Genomic DNA, 26,266 nt, shown 5'->3' on the forward strand with positions numbered 1-26,266 from the left:
CTCAGCAACCCTCGTCGTCCCGACGGGGCAGCGCGTAACGGTGCTGACAGCCGCTAGCTGAACCACGAGAGCTTCGGGCACGTCCGGCAAACGGTCTTGCCCGAAACTGCTGCGGGGCGGTGCGGGCCCGATCAGGTTGGCCCTCAGCAGAATCGCGCCCCGGAAGACCTGGCCCGGCGAAGGGACTCAACCCAGTCGTGGTTGTGGGCGAGGATGCTGCCGTGTGCAGTAACCCGACGGCCGGCGGTCGGCGATGGGCAGTGCGCAGTAGCGAACACAGAGCCGCATCAACAGCGAGCGACGGGGAACCTCCTCCTCCTGCCGCAACGGGCCGCGCCTCGGCAGCGCTCCGCGCCCCACCCCGGACCACATCGGGCAGCGATATGGCCACCGACCCAGTCGGTCGGCGGCCATATCTGAGCGAACTGCCCGGCGGCAGGAGCCGCCCACGGCCATCTACGTCCGTGCCAGGTGCTGGTGCGCGCCGGCTTCGACCGCAGTCACACACTCGGTGAACGCCTCGCGTGGCTTCTCCCACGGGTCGGGGACGTCATTGTCGCCCAGGTAGAGCTTCAGTTCCGGACCAGACTTCCAACCGGCCAAGTCCCGCAGGGCCTCCAGGATCCTGGCGTCCATGGCAAGCACCACGTCCGCCCAAGCGAGGAGGCCCTCGCTGACCTGGACCCCACGATGGCCGCTCAAGTCGTAACCGTGCTCGGCCGCAACCTCGATCATGACGGGGTGGGCATCGCGGCCTACGTGCCAATCGCGGATGCCGGCAGACCGTACTTCGACAGCGTCACCGCCCCGCGCGGCGAGCACGGCGGCCGCCAGCGGTGCCCGGTAGTGGCAGCCCATGCACACCGTCAGAATCCGCCGGGGCCGGTCAGCGGTCACCGGGACTCGACCTTCTCAACCTCGATGGCCAGGACCCCGAGCGCTTCCTTCTCGGCCGGGAAGATGTCCCGGATCGCGCGCAGCTGCTCCTCGGGGGTGGTCGTCGGGTTGATCGCGGCCGCGTTCTCGTGGTCGAACATTTCTGTGAAGGACGTGTACCGGGTAACGCGCTTCACCCGGGTGAGCGTCGCCTCGTTGCGGCACGTGAAGCGGATCTGGTCACCCTGTGGGGCTCGAAAAGTCGTCGCTGCAGGTCACGCGGCGTATTGATACTCGTTGATGACGCCGCCGAGGACCCTGGTGCGGAGCAGGCTTCGGTCGTCGAGGTCGTGCACGATTGCGGGCTGCTCGGTCGCGCCGGGCGGTAGCTGTTGCCGGGATCGGTGCGGCCTGTGTCCGTTGTAGTGGTCCTGGTAGTCAGTCAGGACCTTCCTGGCGTGGCTCTCGCCCAGGATCAGAACGTGGTCGAGGGCCTCGCGGCGGATGGTGCCGATCACGCGTTCGCAATGCGCGTTCATGCGCGGTGCCCGGGGCGCGCTGAGCAGCACCTGAGTGTCCTCGGCGGTGAAGACGGCATCGAAGGCGTCGGTGTACTTGCTGTCGCGGTCGCGTAGCAGGAACCGTGGCCCGGTGCCCCGCTCGCCGAGGTCGGCGGCGATGTTCCGGGCCTGTTGTGCCGCCCACTGCGCGGTGGGGTGTGCGGTCACCCCGGTGATGTGCAGTCTCCGGGTGCCGTGCTCGATGAACGCCATCGCGTACAGGCGCTTGCCCCAGGCCGTGTCGATATGGAAGAAGTCCGCGGCAAGGATCCCCTGAGCCTGCGCCGTGAGGAAGTCGCGCCAGGTGGGGCCGGAGCGGCGCGGGGCCGGGTCGATGCCTGCTGCGTGCAGGATCTCCCAGACCGTGGAGGCCGCGATGGGGTGCCCGAGTCGGGCCAGTTCGCCCTGGATGCGGCGGTGGCCCCAGCGGGGATTTTCATCGGCCAGGCGCAGCGCGAGACTCTTGAGTGCGGCGGCCGTCCGGTGCGGGAGCCGCGGGCGGAGTAGTCCCACTTCCTGGCGATCAGTTTGCGGTGCCAGGCCAGCAAAGTGCCGGGGGTGACGGGGAAGACGGCGGCCCAGCGGCCACGCGGTATCAGCGAGCTGAGGGCGGCGAGCCAGAATCGGTCGGCCGGCTCATAGCGCACCCTGCCCTCCACATGCCTGCGCAGGATGGCATTCTCGTGCCGCAGCACCAGCAGTTCGGCATCCTTGGCGGAGTCTCGACGCAGTAGGACCGCGGGGACGGACAACAGCGCGCGGGCGGTGCGGTAGAGCAGGGACACGATCATCAGGGCAGCATTACAAGTCCCCACCGACGACCCTGGAGGCGGGTGCTGACCAGCAGCGATGACTTTACGAGCCCCACAGGGTCTCGCTTTGGCCGGCCGTGCCGGAGCCCGGGACTCAAGCCACTCGATCCCTTCCCCGAACAGGCGGCACCGTGGACAGCCGTTTGCGTAACCTGCAGCTCGGTCAGCCGTGTGCGGTACCCCAAAGTGAGGGCGAGCGCCGGCCGCCGCATCTGTCTCCGCGACGCGGCCTGACACCTCACAACAGCCCCCTGGACCGCGCCCCGTACGAAGCGCTCGTCACCGCCGTCCTCGCGTGGAAGGACTCGCACCTCGAACCCCGCAACTGGTACCCAGGCGGCCGGCAGCGGCGGCTCGCGACGGCCCCGCAGGCCGCGGCCTCGGCCGGGTGCCGGTCCCCGTCCGCGCCTGCGCGGGGACGCTCCGCCCGGCGACGCCGTGTGACCCGCCTAGGGATGGCCTCCGTTTGACAGAGCTCAGGGCGACATAGTTACTTAAAGTGCCAAAATAGTTACTTTGTGTGATCGATGGTGATCGTGCCGTCCCCCTACGAATCTGCCGCTGCCCTCCACCCCACGCGAGGAGCCCCACCGTGACCACGACCCCCACCCGTCCCACCGCCGTCCCGTCCATCGAGCAGCTGCCCCAGCCGGAGCTGCGCGGGTCCACCGACATCCAGGGCAACATCCTGGCCGCGTTCAACAAGGACTTCATGGACTTCCGCTACCTGCGCTTCCCGGACGCCGCCAAGGGCCGCGGCTGGCTCTCCGCGATCCTCAACACCGTCGCCACAACCAACGAGACGGAAGACTTCAACGAGCAGTTCTCGCTGGCCCGCCGGGCCTTCGGTCGCGACCCGTCGATCACCACCGTCCGCTGCGGGGTCTCCCTCACCTTCGAGGGCCTCGTGACGATCGCCAACAAACCCGATCAGATCAAGAAGGACCTCAGCACCTTCACGTCGTTCTGCGCGGGCGCGGCCGCACGGGCCAAGGACCTCGGGGACACCGGCGAGAGCGCCCCCAAGGCCTGGTTGTTCGGGGCCGGCACCGGCGACAAGGCCGTGCACGCGGTCCTCATCGTCGCTGCGGACACCGAGGCGCTGCTGAAGGAGAAGCTGAAGAACCTCGACACGGTCGAGCAGACCCACCAGATCACGCGCGTCCATGCGGACGAGGGCCGCACCCTGAAGGGCGATCTGAAGGGTCACGAGCACTTCGGCTACAAGGACGGCATCTCCCAGCCCGGCGTCAAGGACTTCCACCGCGAGGACGCCAGTCGCGAGGGCTTCCGCGACAACCACGCCGGGACCGAGCTGATCGAACCCGGCGAGTTCGTCTTCGGCTACAAGAGTGAACAGGGCGACCGGAAGGCGCCGGCGTGGATGAAGAACGGCTCCCTCCAAGTGGTGCGCCGCCTTCGCCAGGATGTCGCCGGCTGGAACAAGGCCGTGGTGGACGGCGCCAAGAACTTCACCGGCAACATGGACGCCAGCCGGCTCGGTGCCTGTCTGGTCGGCCGGGCCAAGGACGGCACACCGCTCGCCCCGCCGTGCAGCGCCGTGACCGGCCTCGGCTCGGACCGGAACGGTTTCGACTACGCGAACGACCCCATCGGCCGGCACACCCCCTGGGCCGCGCACATCCGCCGCACCCATCCGCGTGCCTTCGCCGGAATCGTCGACAAGAAGCCGAAGAGCCACCGTCTGATGCGCCGCGGCATTCCGTACGGCCCTGAGTTCAAAGGCGGCCCGGACGACGGCAAGGACCGCGGGTTGATGTTCGTCTGCTACGGCACCTCGCTGGAAGAGCAGTTCGAACTGGTCCAGCGGCACTGGTCCAACGACGACGCGTTCACCCCCGGGGAAAGCCAGTCAGACGAGGTGGTCGCCAACGGCTTCGACAAGGTCACCGGCCTCGCCGGCAAGGCCTCGATCGAGCTCGCGGACGGCACCTTCGGCACGGTCGACATGAAGCGCTTCGTCCGCACCGCGGGCGCGCTCTACGCCTTCACCCCCTCGATCAGCACGCTGCGGCTGCTCGCCGAGGGCGAGGACCTTCCCAACAAGTCAATCGGCTCCTGAGCGGCGAGGAGAAGCCATGAACGAGAGACCCACCGTCGAGGGCACGCTCAACGACCGCGCCCGCCAGCAGACTTGCTGGCAGCTGGCCCGCGAGCTGCTGCTGGTCGGTCCGGACGACAAGGACCTGAAGCTTCGCTACCTCGACGTCCTGATCAAGGAGGGCATCCCGGAGACCGACGAGCCCAAGGACGTGCTGATCGTCGGCGCCGGGATCGCTGGTCTGGTTGCCGGGAAGCTGCTCAAGGACGCCGGGCACAACGTCACCATCCTGGAGGCCAACGCCAACCGGGTCGGCGGGCGGATCAAGACCTTCCGCTCCACCGATGACGAGCAGGACGGCCCGTTCTACGACCCGGTGCAGTACGGGGAGGCCGGAGCGATGCGGCTGCCCAGCTTCCACCCGCTCACCCTGGCCCTGGTCGACAGACTCGGCCTGAAACGGCAGCTGTTCTGCAACGTCGACGTCGATCCCGACACCGGCAACCAGAACACGCCCGTCCCGCCGGTGGTCTACGAGTCCTTTGAGGACGGCAAGGTCTGGAAGTACGGCGAGGACAGCCCGGACTTCCGCGAGCCGGTCAAGCGCTTCAACAGCTGGATCCGCACCAACCGGATCCAGGCCCGCCGCAGCGAGTACGCCGCCGACCCGAGCAGCGTCAACGAGGGCTTCCACCTCACCGGCGACGAGGTGCGGATCACAGCCGGCGAGATGGTCAACCAGGCGCTGGAGCCGGTCCGCGACTACTACTCGTACATCGAGAACGGCAAGCGGGTGCGCAAGCCGTTCGCCGAGTGGCTGGACGGCTGGGCCCGGGTGATCCGCGACTTCGACGACTACTCGATGGGCCGCTTCCTGCGCGAGTACGCGGGTTTCAGTGACGAGGCCATCGAGGCGATCGGCACGATCGAGAACATGACGTCGCGGCTGCACCTGTCCTTCTTCCACACCTTCCTGGGCCGCAGCGACATCAACCCGGACGCCACCTACTGGGAGATTGAGGGCGGCAGCTGGCAGCTGCCCTACGCCCTCGCCGATGAGCTCCAGGACGAGCTCGAAATGGGCGAGCGGATGATCCGGATGGAGTACTGGGACCCGCGCCGCGACGGCGGGGCCGGCCAAGACGTCGGGCCGAACGGGCCCCAGGTCGCCGTCCACACCGTTCCCGAGGGCGACCCAGAGGCCGAACCCACGGTATGGAAGGGCGACTTCGCGATCGTCACCGTCCCGTTCTCCGCGCTGCGGTTCGTCCAGGTCTCGCCCCCGTACTCGTACAAGAAGCGCCGGGCGATCATCGAGACACACTACGACCAGGCCACCAAGGTGCTGCTGGAGTTCTCCCGCCGGTGGTGGGAGTTCACCGAGGCAGACTGGAAGGACGAACTCGACTCCATCGAGCCCGGCCTGTACGAGTACTACCAGCGGACCGGCGAGGAGGACGCCGAAGCGGCCGCGCTGGCCGCCCACAACGGGCACCGGCCACCGCCCAATCTACCGAGGGTACTGCTCGGCGCCCACCGGAGCGTGGACTCCAGCCGGATCAGCCAGGAGCAGTTGGAGGTCTTCCAGCACACTCCGCTGCGCCGGGCGATCGTGCGCCCCGCCACCAACTGCTTCGGCGGCGGTTCGACCACCGACAACCCGAACCGCTTCATGTACTACCCCTCGCACCCGGTGCCCGACAGCGACGGCGGCGGCGTGGTGCTGGCCAGCTACAGCTGGTCGGACGACGCGGTGCGCTGGGACTCGATGGCCGACGCCGAGCGGTACGTGTACGCGCTGCGCAACCTCCAGTCGGTGCACGGCCGGCGGATCGAGGTGTTCTACACCGGCTACGGCCAGACCCAGAGCTGGCTGCGCGACCCGTACGCCTTCGGCGAGGCGGCGGTGTACACCCCGCACCAGATGACCAGCTTCCACCTCGACGTGGTCAAGCCGGAGGGCCCGGTGCACTTCGCCGGCGAGCACGTCTCGCTCAAGCACGCCTGGATCGAGGGCGCGGTGGAGACCGCCGTCCGCGCGGCAATCGCCGTACACGAGGCACCCACACCACCACCCCGCGCCAAACCGGAGATCCGACCCGAGGCGCGGACCGGCCGCGCACGCAGAGCGGAGGTACTGAGCTGATGAGCGGCAACAGCGAATGGACGGTGGGCCGTTACCTGGCCACGAGACTTGAGCAGTTGGGCATCCGACACCTGTTCGGGGTGCCGGGCGACCATCTCGGCCCGTTCCTGACGATCATGCACGCCACCACCGGGGTGCGCTGGGTCGGCACCCCGACCGAGATCGGTGGCGGCTACGCCGCCGACGCCTACGCCCGGGTGCGGGCCGCCGACGCCGACCTCGCCAAGGGCGAGCAGGGCGTCGCCGCAGTCGCGGTCACCTACGGCGTGGGCGCGTTCAGCCTGCTCAACCCGATCGGCGGCGCCTACGTCGAGTACGTGCCGGTAATCGCGATCAACGCGGCGCCGTCGTACGAGCAATGGATCAACTACCAAGCGGTCGGTCTGCTCACCTCGCACATGAGCCAGCGCCGGGAGAGCAATCTGGAGGTCTACCGGCAGGTCACGGTGGACGCGCAGGTGATCTCCAACCCCGGGCTCGCGCCCTCGCAGATTGACAGCGCGATCACCGCCGGCCTGACCGAGCGCAGGCCGGTTTACCTGGAGGTGATGGACGACCTCTGGAATGCCCCGTGCGCCGCACCGCAGGGCGAACTCCGCCGCCAGGAACGACCGTTCACAAAGAAGAACGAGGAAATGCTCGCCAAGGCGGTGGAGGCCTCGGTGAAGCTGGTCGAACGGCTCGGCACGCCGGTGCTGTGGGCGGGCGAGGAGATCGAGCGCAACCGGCTGGAGCGGGAGCTGGTCTCGCTGGTGCAGCTGACCGGCATCCCGTTCTGCACCACCGTCGGCGCGAAGTCCGTGGTCTCCGAGAACACCCCGGGCTTCACAGGCGTCTACAACGGCAAGGCGAGCCTGCCGGAGGTACGCAAGGCCTTCAAGGCCGCCGGGTGCCGGATCGGCCTGGGCACCTGGTCGACGTCGAAGAACCTCGGCGGCGAGAAGTCGATCGGCGACGACTGGATCGTGGCCGCCCACGAGGGCGTCAGCGTCGGCGCGCAGTACTTCCCGGACGTCCAGCTGGCGCGGTTCGTCCCGGCACTGCGGGACGCGCTGGGTGTCACTTTCGGCAAGCGGGCGTTCGAAACCGACCTCTTCGCGCTGGCACACGCCAAGGACCGGCAGGTCCCAGCGAGCACGACCGCCTTCCTGACCAGCCTGAGCAGCACGGACTACCCCGAGGAACTCACGTACGACGGGTTCTTCCAGCACATGAACGCCTTCCTGCTGAGCCAGGCGCAAGGCGACGGCCCGGAGGCCACCTCGCCGTTCACGGTGGTCTCGGACGCAGCGTTCGCACTGCTGGGCTCGATGAATCTACAGATGGCGGAGCGGGCGAGCTTCGTGGCACAGAACAGCTGGCTGTCCATCGGCTACTCGGTCGGCGCGGCCACCGGGGTGGCGCTGGCCCGCCAGCAGCCGCTCAAGCGGCCGCTGGTGTTCGTCGGGGACGGCTCGTTCCAGGAGATCTGCCAGGAGCTGTCCACGCACGTGCGCCACCACCTCCGGCCGGTGGTCTTCGTCCTGGACAACGAGGGCTTCTACGGCATCGAGCAGATGCTGGTCAGCCCCTGCTACTACAAGGAGAAGCCGTCCGACGGGGCTGACTTCTACAACGTGCTGCACCCGTGGCAGTACGAGAAGCTGGCGGAGGTCTTCGGCTCGGAGAAGGACCGGATGCACGGGCGGGAGCTCACCACCCACACCGAGCTGGAGTCACTGCTGCTCGACATCGCCGATCCGGGCAGTGACATCAACCACGCCCCGATCCTGGTCCGGGTCCGGCTCAACCGGCACGACTACCCGCGGGCCCTCCAGTACAAGATCGACGAAAAGTGCAAATAGCCGCCGTACGGCGCACCGGCCCCGGTCCAAGGATCGGGGCCGGTGCGCGCTGCGTCCGTGCTCAGCGAACTGATGGTCCGCGCCCCCTGGCGCAGGACCGGCACCGCCCGCCAGCTCCACGACGAACTGCTCGCGGCCCGGCCCGAGTTCGCCAAGGCGAACAGCTCCCCGAGTGGCTCGACGCCGTCCGCCAAGACGACCCGCCCGGCCTCCGCACCCTCGCTGCGGGCCACGATCGCGACGTTGTCGTCGCCGGCCTGACCCTGCCCTGGAGTTAGGCGTCGTCAAGGGCCACGTCAACCGAATCACGATACTCAAACGCCAGATGTTCGGCCCAGCCGGCTTCGCCCTACTCCGTCAACGCGTCCTGCTCTACTCGTGAAGCACAGGTCAGACCACACGGTCAAGGAGCCCGAAGCCCTCCGGGAACAGTTCCAAGAACTCCCGCCGCACGGGGTCGGACTCCGCTTCGGCCATCGTCCCGAGCAGGTCGATCAATTCGCTCCGCTGGCCGCTCGACAACCGTCGCCCAGGCGATCGCACTCGCTGAGGGTGCCGTCCAGGAGCACGTAGTCGGGGTTGTGCTCGCGCAGGGTCTTGAGCATGCCCGGCGCCCGGCCGGCCAGGAGGTGGACGACCGCGGCGGTGTAGGCGTGGGCGGTGCCCACGGATATGCCGAAGCCGGCCGCGATCTCGGCGAGGCTGTCGTGCCTGCGCAGGCAGGCGAGAGCGACGAGAGCACGCTGGTGTGGCGGGAGGTTGCAGCGACGGTCACCCTCACGGGTGACGATGAGCATCGTGACCCACTCGACCAGCACATGAGGCAGGTCGAGTGCGGCAGGATAGGGAACCAACAGGGCTCCTGGCCGGCAGGTTGAGACTTCGAACACCTCACCCAACGGCTGCTGGCGAGGAGGGCGGCTGGCGTCGCCACCCAGACCTGCGCCGTCGGGATTCGGCGTACAGCTGCCTGTGCCGGGCACACCGCGAGAAGCGGACAGTCGACAATCGGTGCTCGCTTGCCCGAGGTGTCGACGCGGAGCCTGTCTCGGCAGGGGCGCTCATCCATCGAGAGCGGCGTGGCAACGGGACCGGAAGGTTCCAGAAGACTGTCCAGCAGACAGATGTCGGTCGTGAAGGCAGCTACCTCGTCGTTGCCGTCCGGGAGGGGCGTCGCCTGGCCGTTGTCCGGTACGTAGAGAAGGTCGTCCCAGTAGCGTGCCACGTGCGCGGGGCGGTTCCTGTGGCCGATCAACGGGACGGCGTCGATGCCCAGAGTCCGGAAGAAGCGGACCTTCTCCAGCGCGTTCCCGACGGAGGAGACCAGGTACCCGACCCTGAGCCCGCGGGCGGTACAGATCTTGACCAGAACGTCGTTGAAGGTGGTCTTCCCCGAGTTCATCAGGCCCACGACCTGAGCCAGTCCGTCGATTGTGAAGACACCGAGGCCGTCTGTCAGGCATCCGGCTTCACTGTCCGTGCGAGAAAAGACCATCCTCTCCACACGGCCAGTGAAGTTCTCCGTACGGTATCGCTCGCTTGTACTGAGCCGCTGATCCATCTCCTTGGCCGCTTGGCGGAAGTCGTCCTCCGTAAGTTGTGGGAAGGGACGCCTGGTTCTGTGCGTCTTCGGTTCCAGACGACGCTCGGGTACGGTCTCCTCCAGCCAGTCAGGAATCCGGAACCGGACGATGCTGCCGTCCGCTCGCTTGAGCCGCACCCGCATCCCCGGTGACGCGGGTTCATGACCCGCCTCCACCTTGTAGGCCACGGGCACCGACATCGCATCCCGGTACGCCTGCTCCCGCTCCGGCAGCGTAGAACTTCCCCGACGACGAAGCACGCTGCCGTGGACCACGCGCGTCCCGGCACCCTCGTCAAGCTCGAACAACCGCAAGTGGGCAGGCACCTTGCAGTAGTCATTGAGACGCAGCCTCCACTGTCCGCCCCGCGCCGTAGGCCCCATGCGGCGACGCACGTTCCGCACGACCGTCTCGGTGCCGGCACCCGGCAGGGTGTACCCGTCGAGCAACTTGCGCATCAGGGTGGCCGGCTGGCCGGGCGCGTACTCGGACAGGAAGAACAGCCCGAGCTCGACCCGGAAGAACTCACGAACCGACAAGAAGGGCTTGATGGCCTCGGCCACGCCTGACGACGACGCCTTGCTTTCCAGCGCTTCGAGCCAGCCTTCAATATCCCGGCTCATCGGCGTCGCCGCCCGTCATGCGCCAGTGCGGCGGCGACGAACGCATTCTCACTCATGATCTCGATGCCCTGTACGCGCCCTTGCAGCGAAGTGGCGAGGTCATCCACGTAGTCGGGCTGTTCAAAGCGGTGCTGTGCGATGACGAGGATCCGCCGCTGCGACGCAGCACGTGGGTTCCAACGAAACGAGCGCCCGAGAAGTGTGGCGCTGGCGTGATCCTTCACGTCGGCGGCCCACCACTCACCGACTCCCATCTTCCCGGTACCTTCGAAGTCGATGGCCACGTCCACCGCGTCCATGCCCCACCAGGGGCGCAGGCGCTGTCCGAATTCCGGCTCCAGGGCAGCAAACGTCCGTTGCTCGGCCAGCCCGGGATCGTGGAAGAAGCGCCGAACAGCCCTGTTCTGCACAAAGTATTCGGACATGGTCTCCACAGTTCGGGCAACCGGACGTCCCGTGCAGCCCGGCGTGCCGCAGTCACGCTGACCGGAGACCGGGTTCTCGCAGCCATCGCAGAAGCTGAGTACGACGGCGCTGCTGGCCGGCTGAGCCCGGTAGCACTGACTGAACCAGTGCTTCACCCACGGCTGCCCGTTGGCGTCCTTGGCGGGGAAGGCCCGTAGCAGACCCAGAAGATCGATGTCGGAGGCGACCGCGTGCTTCGTCAGAAAGCCCCGGAGCTGAACGTAGTTGTCCTGGACCTCCCGTTCGGTCTCCCCGTTTCGGTCGGCCACGGCGATCATCAGCTCTTAGCACCGATTCTCGACCAGTTCCGCTTCGGGGTCCTTGGACAGCAGGAGCCGCGCGGCTTGTTCGGCAAAGGCCGACGGCCGACCGTTCTCGATCAGAAGGAGCTCGGAATCGCTCTGAGCGATACACAGAGACAGGGGCCATTGCCCGAGAGGCACGCGGCACAAGCGGAAAACATCCGCATGCGAGCCCACCTCGCGGCAGCCGTCCTCCAACGCCCTCCAGAGCAGGCGCGTTACACCGGCCTTCCATGCCGAGGGAAAGCCCGTGGGGTCGCCGGACGGCTGAGCTGAGCTCCACAGCGCTTTCTGCTGGTTGGCCTGAATCCCCGCCAGACCCGCTGCCAGCAGTTCGAGCGTCATGTAGTCGTCGGCCAGGTCGGGAGACACCTGCTTCAAACGTGACAGCCGTGCCGGATCCCCCGGCAGCGTTGCGGGGGCGGCCAAGAGAACCCCTCAATGATCACCAAATGCCACTGAATCATAGCAGAGAGTAGTCGATGGCTGCTGTCGGAACCGCCTGTGCGGCGCATGGTTCCGGGGCTTCTTGTGGCAACGCGGGCCGACTTGTCGAGTCTCGAAGGCCACCGCAAATGGGCTGTGAATGCCGGGGAGCGGCTCGTACGTGTGCCGAGAAGACCGCGATCTCGAACGGCCAGCCGGTTCCGTCCCCAGGGCTGCTGAGAGAGGACGTCCCAGCAGGTATTGGGGCTGGGGGATGACCGAGGGGCAGGGATGCGGGAGATCGGGCTGCACTACGGCCGGTGTCATCAAGCCGGGAGGCAAGGCGGAGACCACTACCGTGCAGGAGACCTTGGACGAGACGGGTGTCCCCTGCGCGGTCCGGCAGCACCTCGGGAACCGGCTTCACCCCGTGACCGGAGTGCTGTGCGAGTACTTCCCTTGCGAGTACCTGGCGGGCGAAGCAAGCAACACCGACGCGGACGAGAACATCGACGTCATGTGGGTCCCCAGAAACTCGGTGCCCCGCTTCATCCCCGTCGATACGATCTTCCCACCCATCCTGGCCGTCCTGGAGGAGCAGACGTGACGCAGCAGAACACGGACGAGCGTCCGGGCATCGCCGCGGCCATCGTTGTCCACGAGAGGTGCGTACTCATGGTTCGGCGCCAGGTCAGCGAAGGCCAGCTCTCGTGGCAGTTCCCGGCCGGTGAAGTCGAGCCGGGCGAGGCCCGCGAAGACGCCGCCGTACGAGAGACCCAGGAGGAGACCGGGCTGGAGGTGGCCGCCGTGAAGCTGCTGGGCGAGCGGATCCACCCGAAGACGGGTCGGATGATGTCGTACACGGCCTGCGAGGTGATGGGCGGCACCGCCCATGTCGCGGACACCGAGGAGCTGGCCGAGCTCGCTTGGGTCGCCCATGGCGAGATCCCGCAGTACGTGCCGTACAGGGTGTTCGAGCCGGTGCAGGAATACCTCGACGCAGCCCTGACTGCAACCCGAGAGGGATTCGGTCAGCAGTCTCATGTCCATGGCAGGCACCCTAATCAGGTGCACTGACAAGGGCGTCGCCTATTCAGTGGCGAGGGGCGTCGGAGCACTCTTTGGTTCTGTGTCGGCGATACTGAGTGGAGGCAGGGCAGCTACACACGGCAGAGTGGCATGGTGACTGAGCTGAGGGCACACACCCTGACCTGGGCGGAAGTAGATCCGTCGCGACACCCATTCGAGCTGGACGAGGGTGCGGCGCGGGAGTTGGCCGGTCTTGTCGCACCCCTGCTGCCCAGCCCCGAGGCGGCCGACGAATACCGCGGACGCTCGCTGGCCCGCGTCACCGAGTTCCTGGTGGACCGGTACGGCCGGTGGGCCTGCGGGTGGAACTGGTCGGTGGGTGAAGGCGACACCGACGGCGGGATCGTCGGCGTGTGGTGCTGCACGTCTCATTCGGTGTCGACGGCGGACGCGACCGCTCCGTTGGTCGTCGCGGCCCTGCTTGAGTGGCGTGATTGGCTAGAGGATCTGACAGAGCGTTTTGCCGCCCTGGCGCTGCCTTCGAGTTCGGCCGTGTCCTCGGCCTCGGTGGATCCCTGGCATTGGGAGCGGGCCTGCACGCGGCTGGTCACCGCGGTGGCCGACCGCACGCAGGCCGAGAGCGGCTGGTACGGGCACTGCGAGCAGGTGCTCGGATGGTTCCTCGCGTACAACGGCATCGATGAGGAACGAGCCAAGGAGATCGTGGAGGGCGCGGTCGGCGGCCGGTTCGGCAGTTGGATCGCACCTGACGTTCCGGTGATCGACGCGGTGAGCTCGCGGTTCGCCAGAGGCGTGGGCGGAATCAGATGACTTCCGGGCCCGGCCAACCGAAGGACAGCCTTGCCGACTGGCTGCTCATCCGGACGGAGATCTCCTGGCCATCCTGGCGCGACGCATGCCCCGTCTCTGGAGCACCGGCCCGCGACGGCTTCCGGAATTTCTTTCTTCATGGCAACGCGAGGCGGGCAGGACAGCGAGGGAACCGCGCGAGTACTGACCGCCCTCGACTTGGCCTTCGCCGACGCGGAGCAGGGCAGGCCGCTGACCTTCGCCCTCATGGCGAAGTGGCAGCGGACCGTGCTGGGCCACGACCTCGTTGGTTTCCGCACTATGCCGGCCTTCGCGAAGGGCGGACGGGAGCGCTACGGCCTCGCACCCGATACGCGGGCGCGATTCGAGCGATGTCTGTCCGAGAGCTCTCAACCTGGTCTGCCCCTCCCCCCACGCGCCGCCCGCACCTACCTCGACATCCTCTTCTTCCATCCGTTCGAGGACGGCAACGCCCGCGCGGCCATGCTGGCGTTGGCCTTCGTCCTGGCACGCGAAGGCGTCCTCCTCGACCAGGTTCACCCATTGCAGACCACGCGCTGGGCCGACGACGCCGAAGGCGCGGCCGATCTGGCGGTGCTGCTCGGAATCCTGATCACCGCGGCGGAGCGGCGTCCGTCCCACGGGAGGCAGTCATGAACGAACGCGACGTCCTGCTCAACGAGCTCGCGCAGGGGCTGCGCCCTATGTCAGAGGGCATCGAATGGTTCGACGGCCTTGGCCAGGAAGAGCAGTCCGAGGTGCTGCTGTTCCTGCGCCATCACTGCGTCCAGGCTCGCGCCGTCGCTGAGGACGCACCGGAGAGCATCTGCCGTGCCGGGCTGCGCCCGACGCATACGCCCGCAGTGCTGATCTCACGAGGCCGGATCGACGAGCAACTGGGAAAGATCGCCAGCCTCACACCCCTCGACGAACGCCGCAAGGCGTTCAGGCTGCTGGTCGCAGTGCTCTCGATCGCCGACGCGCGGCGCCGCGAGCGCTTCTCCCCCAACGGCTGCAGTCACTGGTGGCACAGACTGTCCGTCGTCTGACAACCCAGCGCCGTACCTCTGAAGACCACTTCCCGGTTAAGCGCTTCTGGGGAGCGGATCAGTCCCACCAGAAGTCCCAGTAATGGGCCCCGGTGATCCGCTCGGCGTATGCGGCCAGCGTGTACGGCCGGCTGCCTTGCCAGATGTTGTCCGGGCAGAAGGCGAAGTGCTCGGCCGCGACCAGGAGAGCCTCATGCTCGTCCACCGGTGGCGCGGCGATGCTGAGGTGCAACGTGGAGAACCCGACCGCGACGACACGGGCGCCGAAGCGGTGTTCCCAGTCACGGAGGACGGCGGAGAACTTCGCGGTGTCGTTGTCGTAGTTGCAGGGTCCGTCCCAGCCCACGACCGCCAGCGCCTCCGCACCGGACGCTGCGGCGACCAGCCCCAGACGTGTCTGTGGGCGGTCGGCGAGGAACGCCTGCGCGTACTCGGAGGCCAGATGGTCGGGGTTGATCGCGGTCTCCCGGCTGGGCGCGAGGCCAGGCCAGGTCTGTCCGAACGGAGCCGTGACAGCGAGGCGCCTGTCGGTGTCGAGCATGTCGTCGTCTTCGTCGACGGCCGTGTAGGTCGCCCACCACTGTGCGAGGAGGCGGGCAGGGTCGTGGCTTGCCGGGGAGGACATCTGCTCGGGGAAGATTCCCCCAGATCCCCACGGGCGGAATTGGCCATCGCTCGGATCCAGCGAGTGAAGCAGCAGCGGCCACAGACCAGCGCGTGTGTGTTCGGCGTACACCCGCGTCCACAGCTCGCCCGTGGCCGAACCGTCACTGAGCCATAGAGGCTGCGCTTCCCCATCTCCCTCATCGGACGTGATCATCCGCCCAGGCGGAAGTGGGGAGTCGATGACGAATCGGGGCTCGACGTGCACGGGTGGATGCTAGCTGCGGAGGATTTCCGTAGGACTGGGTGGGGGCGGCTTGCGGTGCTCACGCCTCACCTCGACGAGCCCCTGGCCATACTCTGCTGCTGTCGAACCGCGAAGGAGACGTATGAGGCCCTCACCCGGCGTAGGCATTCACCCTGACCTTCCCGGCACTCTCGTTCACTTCACGGGACGCCCTCGAAGCATCGACGACCGTCCCCCGGCTCATGCGATTGGGACTGCCGAGGATCGACTGGTGGGCATCCTCCGTGAAGGGAAGATTCGCGGGAGTGTGCCGTACCGCCAGAGCCAGGCTGTGGTCTGCCTGGGCGAGCCCTCCGATGCCGCTCGTCGGGTCCTGCTTCGCGACGGCATTGGCCCGCGCGGGCCGTACGAGCCTTGGGCGCTTCTACTCGACCGCGAGGCTCTCAGAGGACGTTCTGAGCAGCTATGACCGTCTTGTGGTCGCCTGATCGTGTGCGTTTGGGTGGTTCAGGCCGGTCGCGCAGCTTGGTCCTGCTGGGCTATTCGGGTGAGCGACCGCAAGCCCTACAAGAGCGACTTGTCCGATGAGCGGTGGGCGCTGATCGAGCCGCTGATTGCGGCCTGGAAGGCCGACCACCCGTCCCCGACGGGACATCAGGGCCGGTACGAGATGCGGGAGATCGTCAACGCGATTCTTTACCAGGGTAGGACCGGCTGCCAGTGGGACTACCTCCCGCACGATCTGCCCCCGAAGTCGGCCGTCTACTACTACTTCGCGGCCTGGCGCGACGACGGCACGGACGTGAAGATCAATGACCTGCTGCGCTGGCAGGTCCGGGAGAAGGCCGGGCGGGCGGAGGATCCGAGCCTGGTCGTGATCGACACCCAGAGCGTCCACGCGGCAGTGAACGTGCCCGCGGCCACGACCGGGAAGGACGCGGCCAAGAAGGTGCCCGGCCGCAAGCGCGGGGTGGCGGTGGACGTCCTCGGCCTGGTCGTCGCCGTGACCGTGCTGGCCGCCAGCGCCCACGACAATGCGTTCGGTGTCGCGCTGCTCGGCCAGGTCGCCCCCATGGGCACTATCAAGAAGGCCCTGGTGGACCAGGGCTTCAAGAAGACCGTCGTCGAGCACGGCACCACGATCGGCATCGACGTCGAGATCGTCGAACGCAACCCCGCGGACAAGAGCACCGGCTTCGTCCCGCAGGCCAAGAGGTGGATCGTGGAGCAGACGCTCGGCATCCTCATGATGTTCCGGCGGCTCGTGCGGGACTACGAGAGCAGGCCGAAGTCCTCCGAATCCAGGGTGCGCTGGGCCATGATCGACGTGATAGCGCGCAGACTCACCGGCCAGACCGCGCTCACCTGGCGCGGGTGACCACGTGGACGCCCAGGTCGCGCCGCTCCTGGAGCGGATCGACGCACGCGAACGCGAGCTCGGCACAGCCGCGGAACAGCTCCGCACGCAGATCGATGAGCTCACCGCGCGCCTGCGTGAACTCGACGAGGAGATCGAGAACCTGGCGGTGACCCGCAAGACGCTCCTCGCCCTTCCGCCGAGTGCCCCAGGGCCGACCGAGGAGCCGCCCACCCTGCCGACCCACCCGGCCTACCAGCAGATCCTCGACACCTTCGCCGAGACCCACGGGGCGAAGCGCGCTCGCGACCTGTGCCAGGCCCTGGACCTCCCGCTCACGCCGAAGAGCATCGAGAGCACCCGGCACAAGCTCAAGCGCCTGGTCAGCCTGGGCGTCCTTGCCGAGACCGAACCGGGCCTGTTCGTCCAGCGCCGCCCGTAGCCGCCCCCGCATGAAGCCGCACGTCACGGCTGCCGCACTCGTCATCCGGCTCACGACGCGATCGCTAGTGGCCCGTCGCGCGGAGCCACCGCATCGTTGTGATGAGCTCCTCGCCGAAGTCTTCGCACAGCGCGAGCAACTCGCGACCGGTTAACGAGTCGGGCAAGCCTGCGGCGTCGGGGAGAGCCCGGAGAGCGCCGTGGCAGGCGGATTCGACGGCGAAGTTGCGTGACGCGAAATACCCCTCGCCCGCCTGGTACGCCAGGTTCGCGAGGTAGTCGCGGTGGGCTTCCTCCGAGGGGTGCGAGTAGAACGAGCCCTCGACGAGGTCATCAAGGTAGTTCGCCAGGCCGGCCGAGCCCTCGACCACTCGCTCTGCTACGTCCACGCCAGGCTTGTCCAGCAACTCGCCGAAGGTCAGCAGGCTGCTGATGGTCTCCAGCTGGAAGAGCTGGACCGTGTCCGGGTCGACTTCAGACGTGAAGAGCGGGGCCGTACACAGCTCGGCGATCGCTTGCTGGAATGCACGATCCGACTGTTCACTCGCAGGTGAAGCTGCCAGTTGGAACAGCGACTCCAATGCAGCCTGATCGACACCCCACTCTGCATCGAGCTCGAACGCGAACACGGGCGCACGCCACCGCCACAGGGCCAGGACGGCAGCCTGACGCTGATGGACGGGCTTCAGGTCCGCCAACCGCTCGATCTGCACCACGTCCTTGAGCCGACCCTTCTGATCTACCGATCCTCGCCCGACCCCTCCAATCGGGACACTGTAGAAGCCTCCGAAGGACCACGCGATCGCCCGAACAGCGCCTCACCCCCCGGTCAACGCCAGAGTCGGGCATACCGGTTCAGAATGCCCTCTCATAGCCGCTGGCGCCCGGCCAGTGCTCTATCTCTCGGACGAGGAGTTGCTCGCGACTGATGGAATGCCAGCCCGATTCCGCAGTCGGCGAGTGCGCTACGAACCTGGCTCCGCGGATTGGCTGCACGAGCGCGAATGGCGGCTTACGTTCAACGACGACGAAACTCCCGACTTCGTACTCACGGCCGATGCCGTCGCGGGCGTCATCGTCGGCGAGCAGGGTTGGATGCCTCCGAGTAACTTCGATGAGCAACCCCTTCCTCACGAGCTCTTCAACTATCCAGAGGCTCTCGATGCGAAGCCACGATGGTGGTGGGACGGCAAGGATCTCGTGGCAGACGGAACATTCGCACTACGCGAGCGGTATGAGTACGAGAAGTGGTTCTTCCTCGACTTCATGGGCCTCATCTGAACGATGATCGTCCCCTGTGGATGATGGTGTTGTGACGAGCATCAGTGGCGACCGCTGCTGCAAGCAGTCGTCGACGCCGTCGGCGAGTCACTGATCACCACGATCCGGCGCACCCTCGACGACACCCTCACCGACCTCGCAGAGGACGCCGACCTCGAGGACGCCCTGGTCACGTTCTCGATGCGCATCGCGACCGACATGCTCGGCTCAGCGGAGTACGCGACGCTGCAACGACTGGTCCGGACGGAATCCGGCCACCTGCCGCACCGGGGCTACAACTCCATGGCCGACACCCCCGACGAGGCACTCGCCGAGCGGCTCGCCGCCCTTGCCGCGGCCGGGCTGCTCGACGTCCCCGACCCTCGACTCGCGGCCGACCAGTTCATCGCGCTGACCTTCGGCGTCACGCTGGACAGGCTCGGTTCCGCGAATGCCGCGGAGGACACCCGCGTGCGGCCACTCGTCGTCGAGGGAGTGCGGACCTTCCTCCGGGCCTACCGAACCATGTAGGAGGCTGGGCAGCACGAAAGAACACTGCACCGTCAGCCCCGGTCACGAAGCCGCCGCCACTTTCCGGGCAATATCCCGTACGCTGCCGAAGCCGAGCAGATCGTCGCCCGGGCGTACCTGTCCGAGACGCCCCTCGCGCGGCACACCCCGACGTCGTTCCGCGACGACACCCCGCTGCCCGCGTACGGTCCGCCACCGGCCCACCGGCCCACCGGCCCACCGGCCCACCGGCCCACCGGCCCACCGGCCCACCGGCCCACCGGCCCACCGGCCAGACCGGCCCACCGGCCAGACCGGCCGACGCAGACGTACGGCCGGCACCGAGGAGTACACAGCAACAAAAGCCGCAGAAGCAGGCCACGCAGCAACGCCCCCCGCGCCCGCCGAGGAGATGTCTGTCGCCCCCGTGCACGCCGAGCCGCACGCCCGTACCCCGGAATCCCCCGACCGACCACTCAGGTCGGTTTGAGTATGCGCGCTCATGTCCGGCGAATCCTCGCGCGGGGAGTATCGGCACAGCGTCGGATCAGAGCGGCGCGGACCCGACTCAGTGCTGAGACAGTTATGGAGAATCCCATGTCCCGACGTGTTGCCTTGTCCGTTGTTGCTGGTGTCGTTCTTCTCGGTGGTATTGGTGCCTTCGCTTTCGCCCAGGCTGCGGAGCAGGCTCCGGTGCTGACGCACAGCACTGTTCGCCACACCGCTCCCGACGGGGACCGGGACGGCTCGCTGGCCTTCGCCACCGATGTCACGGCTTCCTCCGGTGTCAAGAGTGTGAAGGTGCTGGCCTGGCCGCAGGACTCGTCCCTGGCCAAGAAGGGGCTGACCGCCAAGGACATGGCCGCAGTGGAGTCGGCCGTTTGCAAGCCCTCCGGTCAGGACACCGTGCGCTGCACCTATACCGCCGAGGTCACCAGTGCCGACGCCGAGTCGTCCCCGCGCGGTGCCTGGCATGTCGCCGTCCTGGCCACCGCGCAGGACGGCACCACGACCTTGGACACCGAGGCGGCCGGTTTCATCGTCCGGTGACCCGGACGCGCACGGGGTCGAGAGCAAGTGCCGGCGCCGACGCGCGCCCGTACGCACTTCCCCGGCAGTGGCAAACAGGTTGCGATGCCGGACGGCGAACGGCGACGGATGACAGTAGGCGGTGAGGAGTCCGAAGTCAGCCAGCCGCACGGCAGCCCAGGTGCCCATGACTTCACCTGGCTGACCAGGCGCGCCCGAGTGCGGGTTCAGGTTTTGATCGACCTGCCGGCCTGCCCCGTCGCGGTCACTGCCGGATTCTCCGATGAACATGCCGGCGATCTGCTGGACGGTCTTCTCCCGCTCTTCGCAGAGCCGTTGGGCGAGCGCGGTCTGGCCATCGGTGAGCCTGGGCCGGCGCCCGCCGCCCCGTCCGCGGGTTCGTGCGGGGGTTTGAGCCCGTCGTTCGTATTCGCCACGATCAGTTCTGGCTGAAGCTCGGTGAGCACTGACAGCACCCCGAACATCACACGGCCTTCCATGGTGGCGGTGTCGATGCCCTGCTCGATGACGTGCGGCCCGATGCCGCGCTCGCGTAGTTCGGCGTCGAGGGTCACCAGGTGCAGCACAGAGCGGGAGAGCCGGTCGGGCCGGGCCACCTCCAAGGTGTCGCTCTCGCGCAGCAGTTGCATGACGAGGTCGGGCTTCGGGCACTGCTCTCGGGTGTGCCGGCCGGGGTTCTCCTGCGACGGCGCCCGGCCGCGGCACGCCCGACGATTCAGCCCTGGAGGGAAGCGAGCCAGGCGGTCAGCAGACGGTTGACCTCCTTGGGACGCTCCTGCTGGATCCAGTGCCCGCAGCCGTCCAGGATGTGGGTAGAGGCCAGGCCGGGGAGGGTGGCTGGGTAGGCGTCGATCGCGTCGGACATCCAGGTGGTGGAGGCGTCCAGGGCGCCGCCGATGAACAGGGACGGCTGCTTGATCGGGGCGCCGCGGTGCGGGGCGAGGTCCTCCCAGTCGCGGTCCATGTTGCGGTAGCGGTTGAGGGCGCCGGTCATGCCGGTGCGCTCGAACTCCCCGGCGTACACGTCGAGGTCGTCCTCGGTCAGCCAGGCGGGCAGCTTGCCGCCGGGGAAGCGGTCGCGCAGCCGGCCGCCGGCGCGGGCCACGAAGTGCGGGTCGGGCTCGCCATGGGCGGGCATGGTGTCGGCGGACAGGGCCGCGTAGAAGCCCGCGAGCCAGCCCCGGACGTCGGGCTCCATCTCCGCTTCGGCCCGGCCGGGCTCCTGGAAGTAGGAGACGTAGAACTCCTGGTCGCCGCCCATCTGCGCGAAGATTTCGGTGGGGCGGGGGCCGCCGGGCGGCGCGTAGGGGACGCTCAGCAGTCCGACGGCGCGAAAGACCTCGGGGTGGAGCAGGGCGGAGGCCGCAGCGATGTTGGAGCCCCAGTCGTGGCCGACGACCACCGCGTTCTCCTCACCGAGGGCGCGCACCAGGGCGACGTTGTCCTCCACCAGGTCGAGCATCCGGTAGGCGTCGGTGTCCGCGGGCTTGGAGGAGCGGCCGTAGCCGCGCACGTCGAGCGCCACGGCTCGGTATCCCGCTGCCGCGAGGACCGGGAGCTGGTGGCGCCAGGAGTACCAGGACTCGGGGAAGCCGTGTACGAGCAGGACCAGCGGGCCGGTGCCCTGCTCGACCAGGTGCAGGCGCCCGGCGGGGGCCTCGATGGTTCGGTGGCGCAGGTCGGCGGACGGCTCGGGGTGCATGGACTTCTCCTCGGTTCGCGGGCGGACGCGGTTACCCACCGATCATGCGACGCGGCGGCCGCCCGACGCGAGCACCCTTGCCATCCTGGCAAACTGGCAGGACAGGGCGGTGGAGGTGGCACGGCCGGAGGGAGTGGGGCGACGGTGAGGGACGACGGCACAGCCGACACGCTGGCGGCGATGGGCCCCCGGCTGCGGGCCGCGCGCGAGCAGTGCGGCGCCACACTCACCGCCGTCAGCTGCGCGACCGGCATCTCGCTGAGCACGCTGTCGCGGATCGAGACCGGCCGGCGCAAGCCGACCCTGGAGGTGCTGCTGCAACTCGCGAAGGCGTACGACATCTCCCTGGACGAACTGGCCGGCACCGCTCCCGCCCCCGCGGCCGAGCCTCGCACCCCGATGCCGCAGCGTTTCGGCGACGACAAGGCGGTGCTGCCGCTGACCCGGTACGTCGGCGGCCTGCACGCCCACAAGCACGTCCTACCCGCCGTCGACGCGCCGCCGGCGCGGCCGCGGCAGGTCTCCCACGACGGCTACGAATGGCTGTGCGTCCTGTACGGGCGGCTGCGGCTCGCACTTGGCGAGCAGGACCTCGTCCTGAGTGCCGGGGACGTCGCCGAGTTCGACACCCGCACCCCGCACGGAGTCGCGAACGCCGGCCCCGGAGAACCGGTCGAATACCTGATCATGTTCGGGCCCCAGGGAGAGCGCCTACGACCGCGCACCCCTCCAGCCCCCGGCCGCGGGGCCCGGTAGTGCGGAGCACAGCGTCCTGACCGCAGGGTGCCGGGCCGGGGATCTGCCGTTGGGGACCCACGGTTCCTGCACCACGGAGGAGCGGGAGTTTTCACAGGTCACCCGGTGTGCTGGAGGCGGGTTACCACTGGCAGTGGACGTGGGTGTCGTGGTTCTTGTCGCCCGGCCCGAGGACCAGTGTGGCGCCGAGCTTCCGGCAGGCATTCATGAGCCCGCGGTGATCGGCCTTCTTGCCCACGTGGCGGCCGATGATCCAGGTCACGTCGACCGCGCGGCCCGCGTAGTGCTTGGAGGTGCGGCTGTGCTTTCCGCCGACGAACTCGGAGATCTCGAACTTGTAGTGGTACTGGGTGCCGAGCTTCAGGACACCGTTGAGCATCCGTGTGTCGAGCGCGACCCGCGCACCCTTTGTGGCCCCACGGGCTGGTCTTGGCCAGGCGCCCGTTGGAAACGTCGACCAGATTCTGTTGTGGGAGAGACACCTTCTCGGTATCGCTCACGTGCGCCTTGGCGTAGGTGATGCCCTTCGCGCTCAGGACGGAACGGGCCAGCCGGGCCGACTCGCTCGCCGGCTTCGCGGGTGCGTGGTACACGAGTTCGCCGCCTTCTGGCAGGGGGTGGTTCGGCTTCACCGTGTGGGCCGCATCGGGTGTTCCTGGAGTAGTCGCTGTTGTTTCCAGGCCATGGCCGCAGCGAGTGTGGTCGTGGCGACGAGCAGGGATCCCATGGCGCGTGTTGCACGACGGTTGCGCAGGGTGCGGCGGTGTGTGGCCATGCCGGCGGCGAGGAAGTCCGATTCGAGGGGCGTGAGTTCATCCCGGCGGGCATATGAAGCGTGTGCGTCGAGCTGGGTAAGGCGAACCGGTGAGATCCGCACGCCGGGCTCCCGCCCGACTGCTTCCCAGGCGCCGGCGGCCTCGGTCAACCAGCGCTGAAAGCGAAGTTTCTCGCGGTCCTGCTCGATCCAGGCGCTCAGTCGGGGCCAGGCGTTGATCAGGGCTTCGTGTGCGAGGCCGGCGGTGGCCCCGTCGAGAGTGATCAGCCGGGCCCGGGTCAGCGATTCCAGCACCTTGTCCGCTCGCTGGCCGCCGCCCAGGGCTGCAAGTTCGGCCCGAGTGACAGAGCGACGGGTGTCGGGGGCGCCGTCGGCTCCTGGGGTGATCATCCGCAGCAGGATCCGCTGTGCAATGTTCGCCTGGATGGTGTCGAGCCGCGTGTAGACGCCCTCGGCGCTCTGGGCGATCGCCCCTTGCAGACCGCCGGCCTGTTCGTAGGAATCCAGGGTGAGTGTACGGCCGCACCGCCGGTTCCAGGTCTCCAGGAGAGCATGAGACAGCAACGGCAACGCGAAGCCGTTGTCTGCGACATCGGCGGTGAGCCGGGCCGTCAGAGCACGCTCGACGACCAGCCCGTGTACCCGCGCCGGTCTGACGATGGCCTCACGCAGTTCGGCAGGGCTCATGCGGGTCACGGTCAGGCTTGCATCGCGGATGACCGCGGCGAGGCCGGAATACTCCAGACAGCGCGAGGAGAAGTCCGCGCGGACACCCAGGACAACGCGGAGACGGCCGGCCGGCTCCCGGGCCGAGAGGAGAGCCGCGACGAACTCCTCCCGCTCGACCGGATCTTTACACAGCGTGAAGAGTTCCTCGAACTGGTCCACGATCAGGCAGGTGTCGGACAGATGGGCGTCCGCGGACGACAGGAGCGAGCGGTGCGTGGCGAGCGGGCGCTCGCCGGGGGTGATGATACGGATCGCCGCAGGGCGTGCCGGACCGCTCTCCTGCTGTCGCAGCCGGGGCACGAGTCCCGCACGGAGGAGAGAGGACTTACCGCTCCCCGAGGGCCGAGAAGTGCTGCCACACGTTGCCGGCGGGTGAGGGCCCACAGGTCGTCGGCGAGTCGCTCACGGCCGAAGTAGAGAGCGTGGTCGGTGTGGTCGAACCGGGCGAGTCCCTTGTACGGGGGAATCCCCTGACCGAGGTGCTGTGCCGTGAGTTCCTCCGACGCGTGGCGCCAGCGCGCCTCCCACGTGTCGGTGCTGCCGCCGCATGCCTCGACGTAGGCGAGGAGGACGGCGAGGGTGGGCAGTTGCTTGCCGGCCGCAGCCCGGGACAGGGTGGCGACCGAGTAGGAGCAGCGACGGGCCATCTGATGGTGCGGGGGGCTGCCGGCGTCATGACGGAGCTGACGCAGGGCGCCCGCCAGCCCGGCGACCGGGCCCGCCGAAGCGTCGAGCGGATTCTCGTGTCGGCCCATGGCACTCCTGCCTTTCCCCGTAGCGGCCTCTGAATAAATCGCGCCGTCGTGTCGCCCGCAAGAGGAATTCGCGCCGTGGGCGGACCGGCTGCTCGCACCGTTCGCCATCGTCGACAGCGGAAGATTGTTTCATCGCGCGAGAGGGCCTGCGCAACAAACTTCGGCAGCCCGACACTTGGACGCGATGGGGGACCGCAGGACTTCCACCTGCCAGGAGCACGGGCTCTCGACCGGGCGCGGTCGTGGATCCATTCACGTTCGACGCCTCGAGGGCCCTCGCTCTGTTCAGCGGAGACAAGGATCCACGCATTCATATGCGGACCCACCGACTCGGCACAGGGTGAGCACCAGCGGCTACAGGGCTCCGGCCCGTGCCAGGCGACGACCGGTGGATCCAAGGGAACGGAGGACACGGATGGACGGGGCGGATCTGGCGGCCGCGGCGGTGGACGCGGTGGCGCGAGCCGCGGCTGCCGCGACGACCGCGGCCGGCGGAGCGGCCGGCGGCATGGTCATCGACCTGGTGCGCGGCCGACTGCGGGACGTGGCCCAGGGAGAGGAAGCCGTATCGGAGGTCGAACGGACACCGGACGACTCCGACGCGCGGTCGCGGTTGCGGGAGAAACTGTCGGAAGTACTGGCCGAGGATCCGGCGTTCGCCGCGTACCTGGCGAGTGTCCTTGCCCCGCCGAAGCCGACCGAGCAGCCCACCAACGTGGGTGGCATCAGCATTGACCGTGGGGGCCGGGCTCGCGGCACCTTCGTGCTCGGCAACCAAGCAGTCACCAAGATCCGCAAGGGCGACCCGGGCGCGCTCGTGGCGGTCGTCGCGGTGGTCGTCGTGTTGGCCCTGGCCGTGTACGGGCTGGCCCGGCTCGCGACGGGCGACGAAGGCGCGCCGGTTCCCGGCGCCGGGCACCGGGTCACCGTGCTCAAGGACACCGCGACGGTCAAGGCCATCGCACCCGACCTGCACGCCATGCCGACCGGCTGGACCAGCACGTCCACGACAAGTCTCGCGTCAGGTGGCGAAGCCTGCTCCGAGATGTCGGAGAAGCAGCAGTGTGCGGGGATCCTGAGCGTTGCCCAGTCAGCCTTCCATAACCCCTACGACCAGTCCGCCTCCTTCGCGGTGATCGCCTGCGCCTCGGCCGATGACGCCCAGCGCGTCTACGACGACATCGAGCAGCGGATGGGACGAAAGAGCGAGTCCAAGCCGCTGGCGATACCGGCCTTCGGCGACCAGGCGTACGCTCTCGAACTCTCGAAGGGGGAGGGGCAAGCGTTCGTTCGCGTGGGCACCGTAGTCGCCGCCGTGCGGGAGGAAGGTGCCAACGATGACTACGAGGTCGCCACACTGGAGGTGCTGGCGCAGATGGTGGCGGAACGCGCCCAGGAAGCCCAGGACGGCCACACCCCCACCGCACGGGCGCAGGCGACCTGACGGCCGCCCGGTGGGAGGCCTCCCGACGC

General features: G+C 68.2%; 24 protein-coding genes and 5 pseudogenes. 16 read left to right on the forward strand and 13 right to left on the reverse strand.

Translation table 11 applies throughout. The annotated features are described in order from the left end of the window. Nucleotides 1–456: 456 nt before the first annotated feature. The 3 genes and pseudogenes from ACFVYE_RS18275 to ACFVYE_RS18285 all read right to left on the reverse strand — a co-directional run bounded on the left by ACFVYE_RS18275 (nt 457) and on the right by ACFVYE_RS18285 (nt 2,227). Nucleotides 457–897 (reverse strand): low molecular weight phosphotyrosine protein phosphatase, encoded by a 441-nt coding sequence (locus tag ACFVYE_RS18275; protein WP_389606352.1) that lies wholly within the window; start codon nt 895–897, stop codon nt 457–459. After that, nucleotides 894–1,112 (reverse strand): ASCH domain-containing protein, encoded by a 219-nt coding sequence (locus ACFVYE_RS18280; RefSeq protein ID WP_389606471.1) that lies wholly within the window; start codon nt 1,110–1,112, stop codon nt 894–896. Before ACFVYE_RS18280 ends, ACFVYE_RS18275 begins: the two co-directional genes overlap by 4 nt. Before the next feature lie 39 nt (nt 1,113–1,151). Continuing rightward, a pseudogene (locus ACFVYE_RS18285) lies at nt 1,152–2,227 on the reverse strand (integrase core domain-containing protein). 613 nt (nt 2,228–2,840) lie between these two features. Here ACFVYE_RS18285 and ACFVYE_RS18290 point away from each other — a divergent pair. From ACFVYE_RS18290 to ACFVYE_RS18305, 4 genes are read left to right on the forward strand one after another with little or no spacing between them, the layout of a single operon-like run. Next, the gene (locus ACFVYE_RS18290) at nt 2,841–4,331 is read left to right on the forward strand and encodes a Dyp-type peroxidase (RefSeq protein ID WP_389606354.1); all 1,491 of its coding nucleotides are present in this window, start codon (nt 2,841–2,843) and stop codon (nt 4,329–4,331) included. Between the two features lie 16 nt (nt 4,332–4,347). Beyond that, on the forward strand, nt 4,348–6,456 hold the full coding sequence (locus tag ACFVYE_RS18295; protein WP_389606356.1) for a flavin monoamine oxidase family protein: 2,109 nt from the start codon (nt 4,348–4,350) through the stop codon (nt 6,454–6,456). After that, nucleotides 6,456–8,300 carry an alpha-keto acid decarboxylase family protein gene (locus tag ACFVYE_RS18300; protein ID WP_389606358.1) on the forward strand — a complete coding sequence of 615 codons (1,845 nt, stop codon included), beginning with the start codon at nt 6,456–6,458 and terminating at the stop codon, nt 8,298–8,300. The genes ACFVYE_RS18295 and ACFVYE_RS18300 overlap by 1 nt, the downstream gene beginning before the upstream one ends. Nucleotides 8,301–8,342: 42 nt before the next feature. After that, entirely contained in the window at nt 8,343–8,561 is a 219-nt protein-coding gene (locus ACFVYE_RS18305; protein WP_327278425.1) for a hypothetical protein, read from the forward strand. A 263-nt stretch (nt 8,562–8,824) separates the two neighbouring features. Here ACFVYE_RS18305 and ACFVYE_RS18310 read toward each other — a convergent pair. From ACFVYE_RS18310 to ACFVYE_RS18325, 4 genes and pseudogenes are all read right to left on the reverse strand, one after another. Beyond that, nucleotides 8,825–9,154 (reverse strand): annotated as a pseudogene (locus ACFVYE_RS18310) (transposase family protein); the annotation flags it as partial. 812 nt (nt 9,155–9,966) lie between these two features. Then, nucleotides 9,967–10,506: pseudogene (locus tag ACFVYE_RS18315) on the reverse strand (hypothetical protein); the annotation flags it as partial. Continuing rightward, entirely contained in the window at nt 10,503–11,249 is a 747-nt protein-coding gene (locus ACFVYE_RS18320; RefSeq protein WP_389606360.1) for a hypothetical protein, read from the reverse strand. The pseudogene ACFVYE_RS18315 and the gene ACFVYE_RS18320, both read right to left, overlap by 4 nt. Nucleotides 11,250–11,255: 6 nt before the next feature. Further along, nucleotides 11,256–11,702: a hypothetical protein gene (locus ACFVYE_RS18325; RefSeq protein WP_389606361.1), complete on the reverse strand. Its 447-nt coding sequence runs from the start codon at nt 11,700–11,702 to the stop codon at nt 11,256–11,258. 313 nt (nt 11,703–12,015) lie between these two features. On the opposite strand from ACFVYE_RS18325, the pseudogene ACFVYE_RS18330 reads away from it, so the two are divergent. The 5 genes and pseudogenes from ACFVYE_RS18330 to ACFVYE_RS18350 all read left to right on the forward strand — a co-directional run. Then, nucleotides 12,016–12,306: pseudogene (locus ACFVYE_RS18330) on the forward strand (NUDIX hydrolase); the annotation flags it as partial. Next, the gene (locus ACFVYE_RS18335; RefSeq protein WP_389606363.1) at nt 12,303–12,776 is read left to right on the forward strand and encodes an NUDIX hydrolase; all 474 of its coding nucleotides are present in this window, start codon (nt 12,303–12,305) and stop codon (nt 12,774–12,776) included. The pseudogene ACFVYE_RS18330 and the gene ACFVYE_RS18335, both read left to right, overlap by 4 nt. Nucleotides 12,777–12,878: 102 nt before the next feature. Continuing rightward, nucleotides 12,879–13,559, forward strand: a complete 681-nt coding sequence (locus ACFVYE_RS18340) for a hypothetical protein (RefSeq protein ID WP_327276850.1) — start codon at nt 12,879–12,881, stop codon at nt 13,557–13,559. A gap of 138 nt (nt 13,560–13,697) precedes the next feature. Next, on the forward strand, nt 13,698–14,216 hold the full coding sequence (locus ACFVYE_RS18345) for a Fic family protein (protein WP_327276851.1): 519 nt from the start codon (nt 13,698–13,700) through the stop codon (nt 14,214–14,216). Next, a complete protein-coding gene (locus ACFVYE_RS18350; protein ID WP_389606365.1) occupies nt 14,213–14,608 on the forward strand; it encodes a DUF5958 family protein in 396 nt (131 codons plus the stop codon). Before ACFVYE_RS18345 ends, ACFVYE_RS18350 begins: the two co-directional genes overlap by 4 nt. 58 nt (nt 14,609–14,666) lie before the next feature. On the opposite strand, the gene ACFVYE_RS18355 is transcribed toward ACFVYE_RS18350, so the two are convergent. Continuing rightward, nucleotides 14,667–15,233 (reverse strand): DUF4253 domain-containing protein, encoded by a 567-nt coding sequence (locus tag ACFVYE_RS18355; protein WP_322108290.1) that lies wholly within the window; start codon nt 15,231–15,233, stop codon nt 14,667–14,669. A 772-nt stretch (nt 15,234–16,005) separates the two neighbouring features. Between ACFVYE_RS18355 and ACFVYE_RS18360 the strand changes: the two genes are divergently transcribed. Together ACFVYE_RS18360 and ACFVYE_RS18365 are read left to right on the forward strand one after the other, a co-directional pair. Then, nucleotides 16,006–16,836 (forward strand): IS5 family transposase, encoded by an 831-nt coding sequence (locus tag ACFVYE_RS18360; protein WP_389606367.1) that lies wholly within the window; start codon nt 16,006–16,008, stop codon nt 16,834–16,836. Between the two features lie 4 nt (nt 16,837–16,840). Then, complete coding sequence (locus ACFVYE_RS18365) at nt 16,841–17,257, forward strand: hypothetical protein (protein WP_389606369.1); 417 nt, start codon at nt 16,841–16,843, stop codon at nt 17,255–17,257. Between the two features lie 64 nt (nt 17,258–17,321). On the opposite strand, the gene ACFVYE_RS18370 is transcribed toward ACFVYE_RS18365, so the two are convergent. Continuing rightward, nucleotides 17,322–17,972 (reverse strand): hypothetical protein, encoded by a 651-nt coding sequence (locus ACFVYE_RS18370; RefSeq protein ID WP_389606371.1) that lies wholly within the window; start codon nt 17,970–17,972, stop codon nt 17,322–17,324. A 244-nt stretch (nt 17,973–18,216) separates the two neighbouring features. On the opposite strand from ACFVYE_RS18370, the gene ACFVYE_RS18375 reads away from it, so the two are divergent. The 3 genes from ACFVYE_RS18375 (at nt 18,217) to ACFVYE_RS18385 (ending at nt 20,076) form a co-directional block, all read left to right on the forward strand. Then, entirely contained in the window at nt 18,217–18,537 is a 321-nt protein-coding gene (locus ACFVYE_RS18375; RefSeq protein ID WP_389606373.1) for a hypothetical protein, read from the forward strand. 180 nt (nt 18,538–18,717) lie between these two features. Beyond that, nucleotides 18,718–19,047, forward strand: coding sequence for a TetR/AcrR family transcriptional regulator C-terminal domain-containing protein (locus tag ACFVYE_RS18380; RefSeq protein WP_389606375.1), 330 nt, complete (start codon nt 18,718–18,720; stop codon nt 19,045–19,047). A 576-nt stretch (nt 19,048–19,623) separates the two neighbouring features. Next, entirely contained in the window at nt 19,624–20,076 is a 453-nt protein-coding gene (locus ACFVYE_RS18385; RefSeq protein ID WP_114248545.1) for a DUF5707 domain-containing protein, read from the forward strand. Nucleotides 20,077–20,282: 206 nt separating this feature from the next. Here ACFVYE_RS18385 and ACFVYE_RS18390 read toward each other — a convergent pair whose 3' ends face one another. Together ACFVYE_RS18390 and ACFVYE_RS18395 are read right to left on the reverse strand one after the other, a co-directional pair. Then, nucleotides 20,283–20,705, reverse strand: a complete 423-nt coding sequence (locus tag ACFVYE_RS18390) for a recombinase family protein (protein WP_229846527.1) — start codon at nt 20,703–20,705, stop codon at nt 20,283–20,285. An 86-nt stretch (nt 20,706–20,791) separates the two neighbouring features. Further along, nucleotides 20,792–21,778 (reverse strand): alpha/beta fold hydrolase, encoded by a 987-nt coding sequence (locus tag ACFVYE_RS18395; protein WP_389606378.1) that lies wholly within the window; start codon nt 21,776–21,778, stop codon nt 20,792–20,794. A 180-nt stretch (nt 21,779–21,958) separates the two neighbouring features. On the opposite strand from ACFVYE_RS18395, the gene ACFVYE_RS18400 reads away from it, so the two are divergent. Then, on the forward strand, nt 21,959–22,534 hold the full coding sequence (locus tag ACFVYE_RS18400; RefSeq protein ID WP_114249521.1) for a helix-turn-helix domain-containing protein: 576 nt from the start codon (nt 21,959–21,961) through the stop codon (nt 22,532–22,534). Between the two features lie 121 nt (nt 22,535–22,655). Here the strand turns inward: ACFVYE_RS18400 and ACFVYE_RS18405 are convergent, their stop codons facing one another. Both ACFVYE_RS18405 and ACFVYE_RS18410 read right to left on the reverse strand, forming a co-directional pair. Continuing rightward, nucleotides 22,656–22,913: a hypothetical protein gene (locus ACFVYE_RS18405; RefSeq protein ID WP_114248547.1), complete on the reverse strand. Its 258-nt coding sequence runs from the start codon at nt 22,911–22,913 to the stop codon at nt 22,656–22,658. A 249-nt stretch (nt 22,914–23,162) separates the two neighbouring features. Then, nucleotides 23,163–24,901: pseudogene (locus tag ACFVYE_RS18410) on the reverse strand (helix-turn-helix domain-containing protein). 307 nt (nt 24,902–25,208) lie between these two features. Between ACFVYE_RS18410 and ACFVYE_RS18415 the strand changes: the two are divergent. Beyond that, nucleotides 25,209–26,237 carry a hypothetical protein gene (locus tag ACFVYE_RS18415; protein ID WP_189282203.1) on the forward strand — a complete coding sequence of 343 codons (1,029 nt, stop codon included), beginning with the start codon at nt 25,209–25,211 and terminating at the stop codon, nt 26,235–26,237. Nucleotides 26,238–26,266 lie beyond the last annotated feature (29 nt).

Source organism: Streptomyces sp. NPDC058239, from assembly GCF_042882185.1.
Lineage (GTDB): Bacteria > Actinomycetota > Actinomycetes > Streptomycetales > Streptomycetaceae > Streptomyces.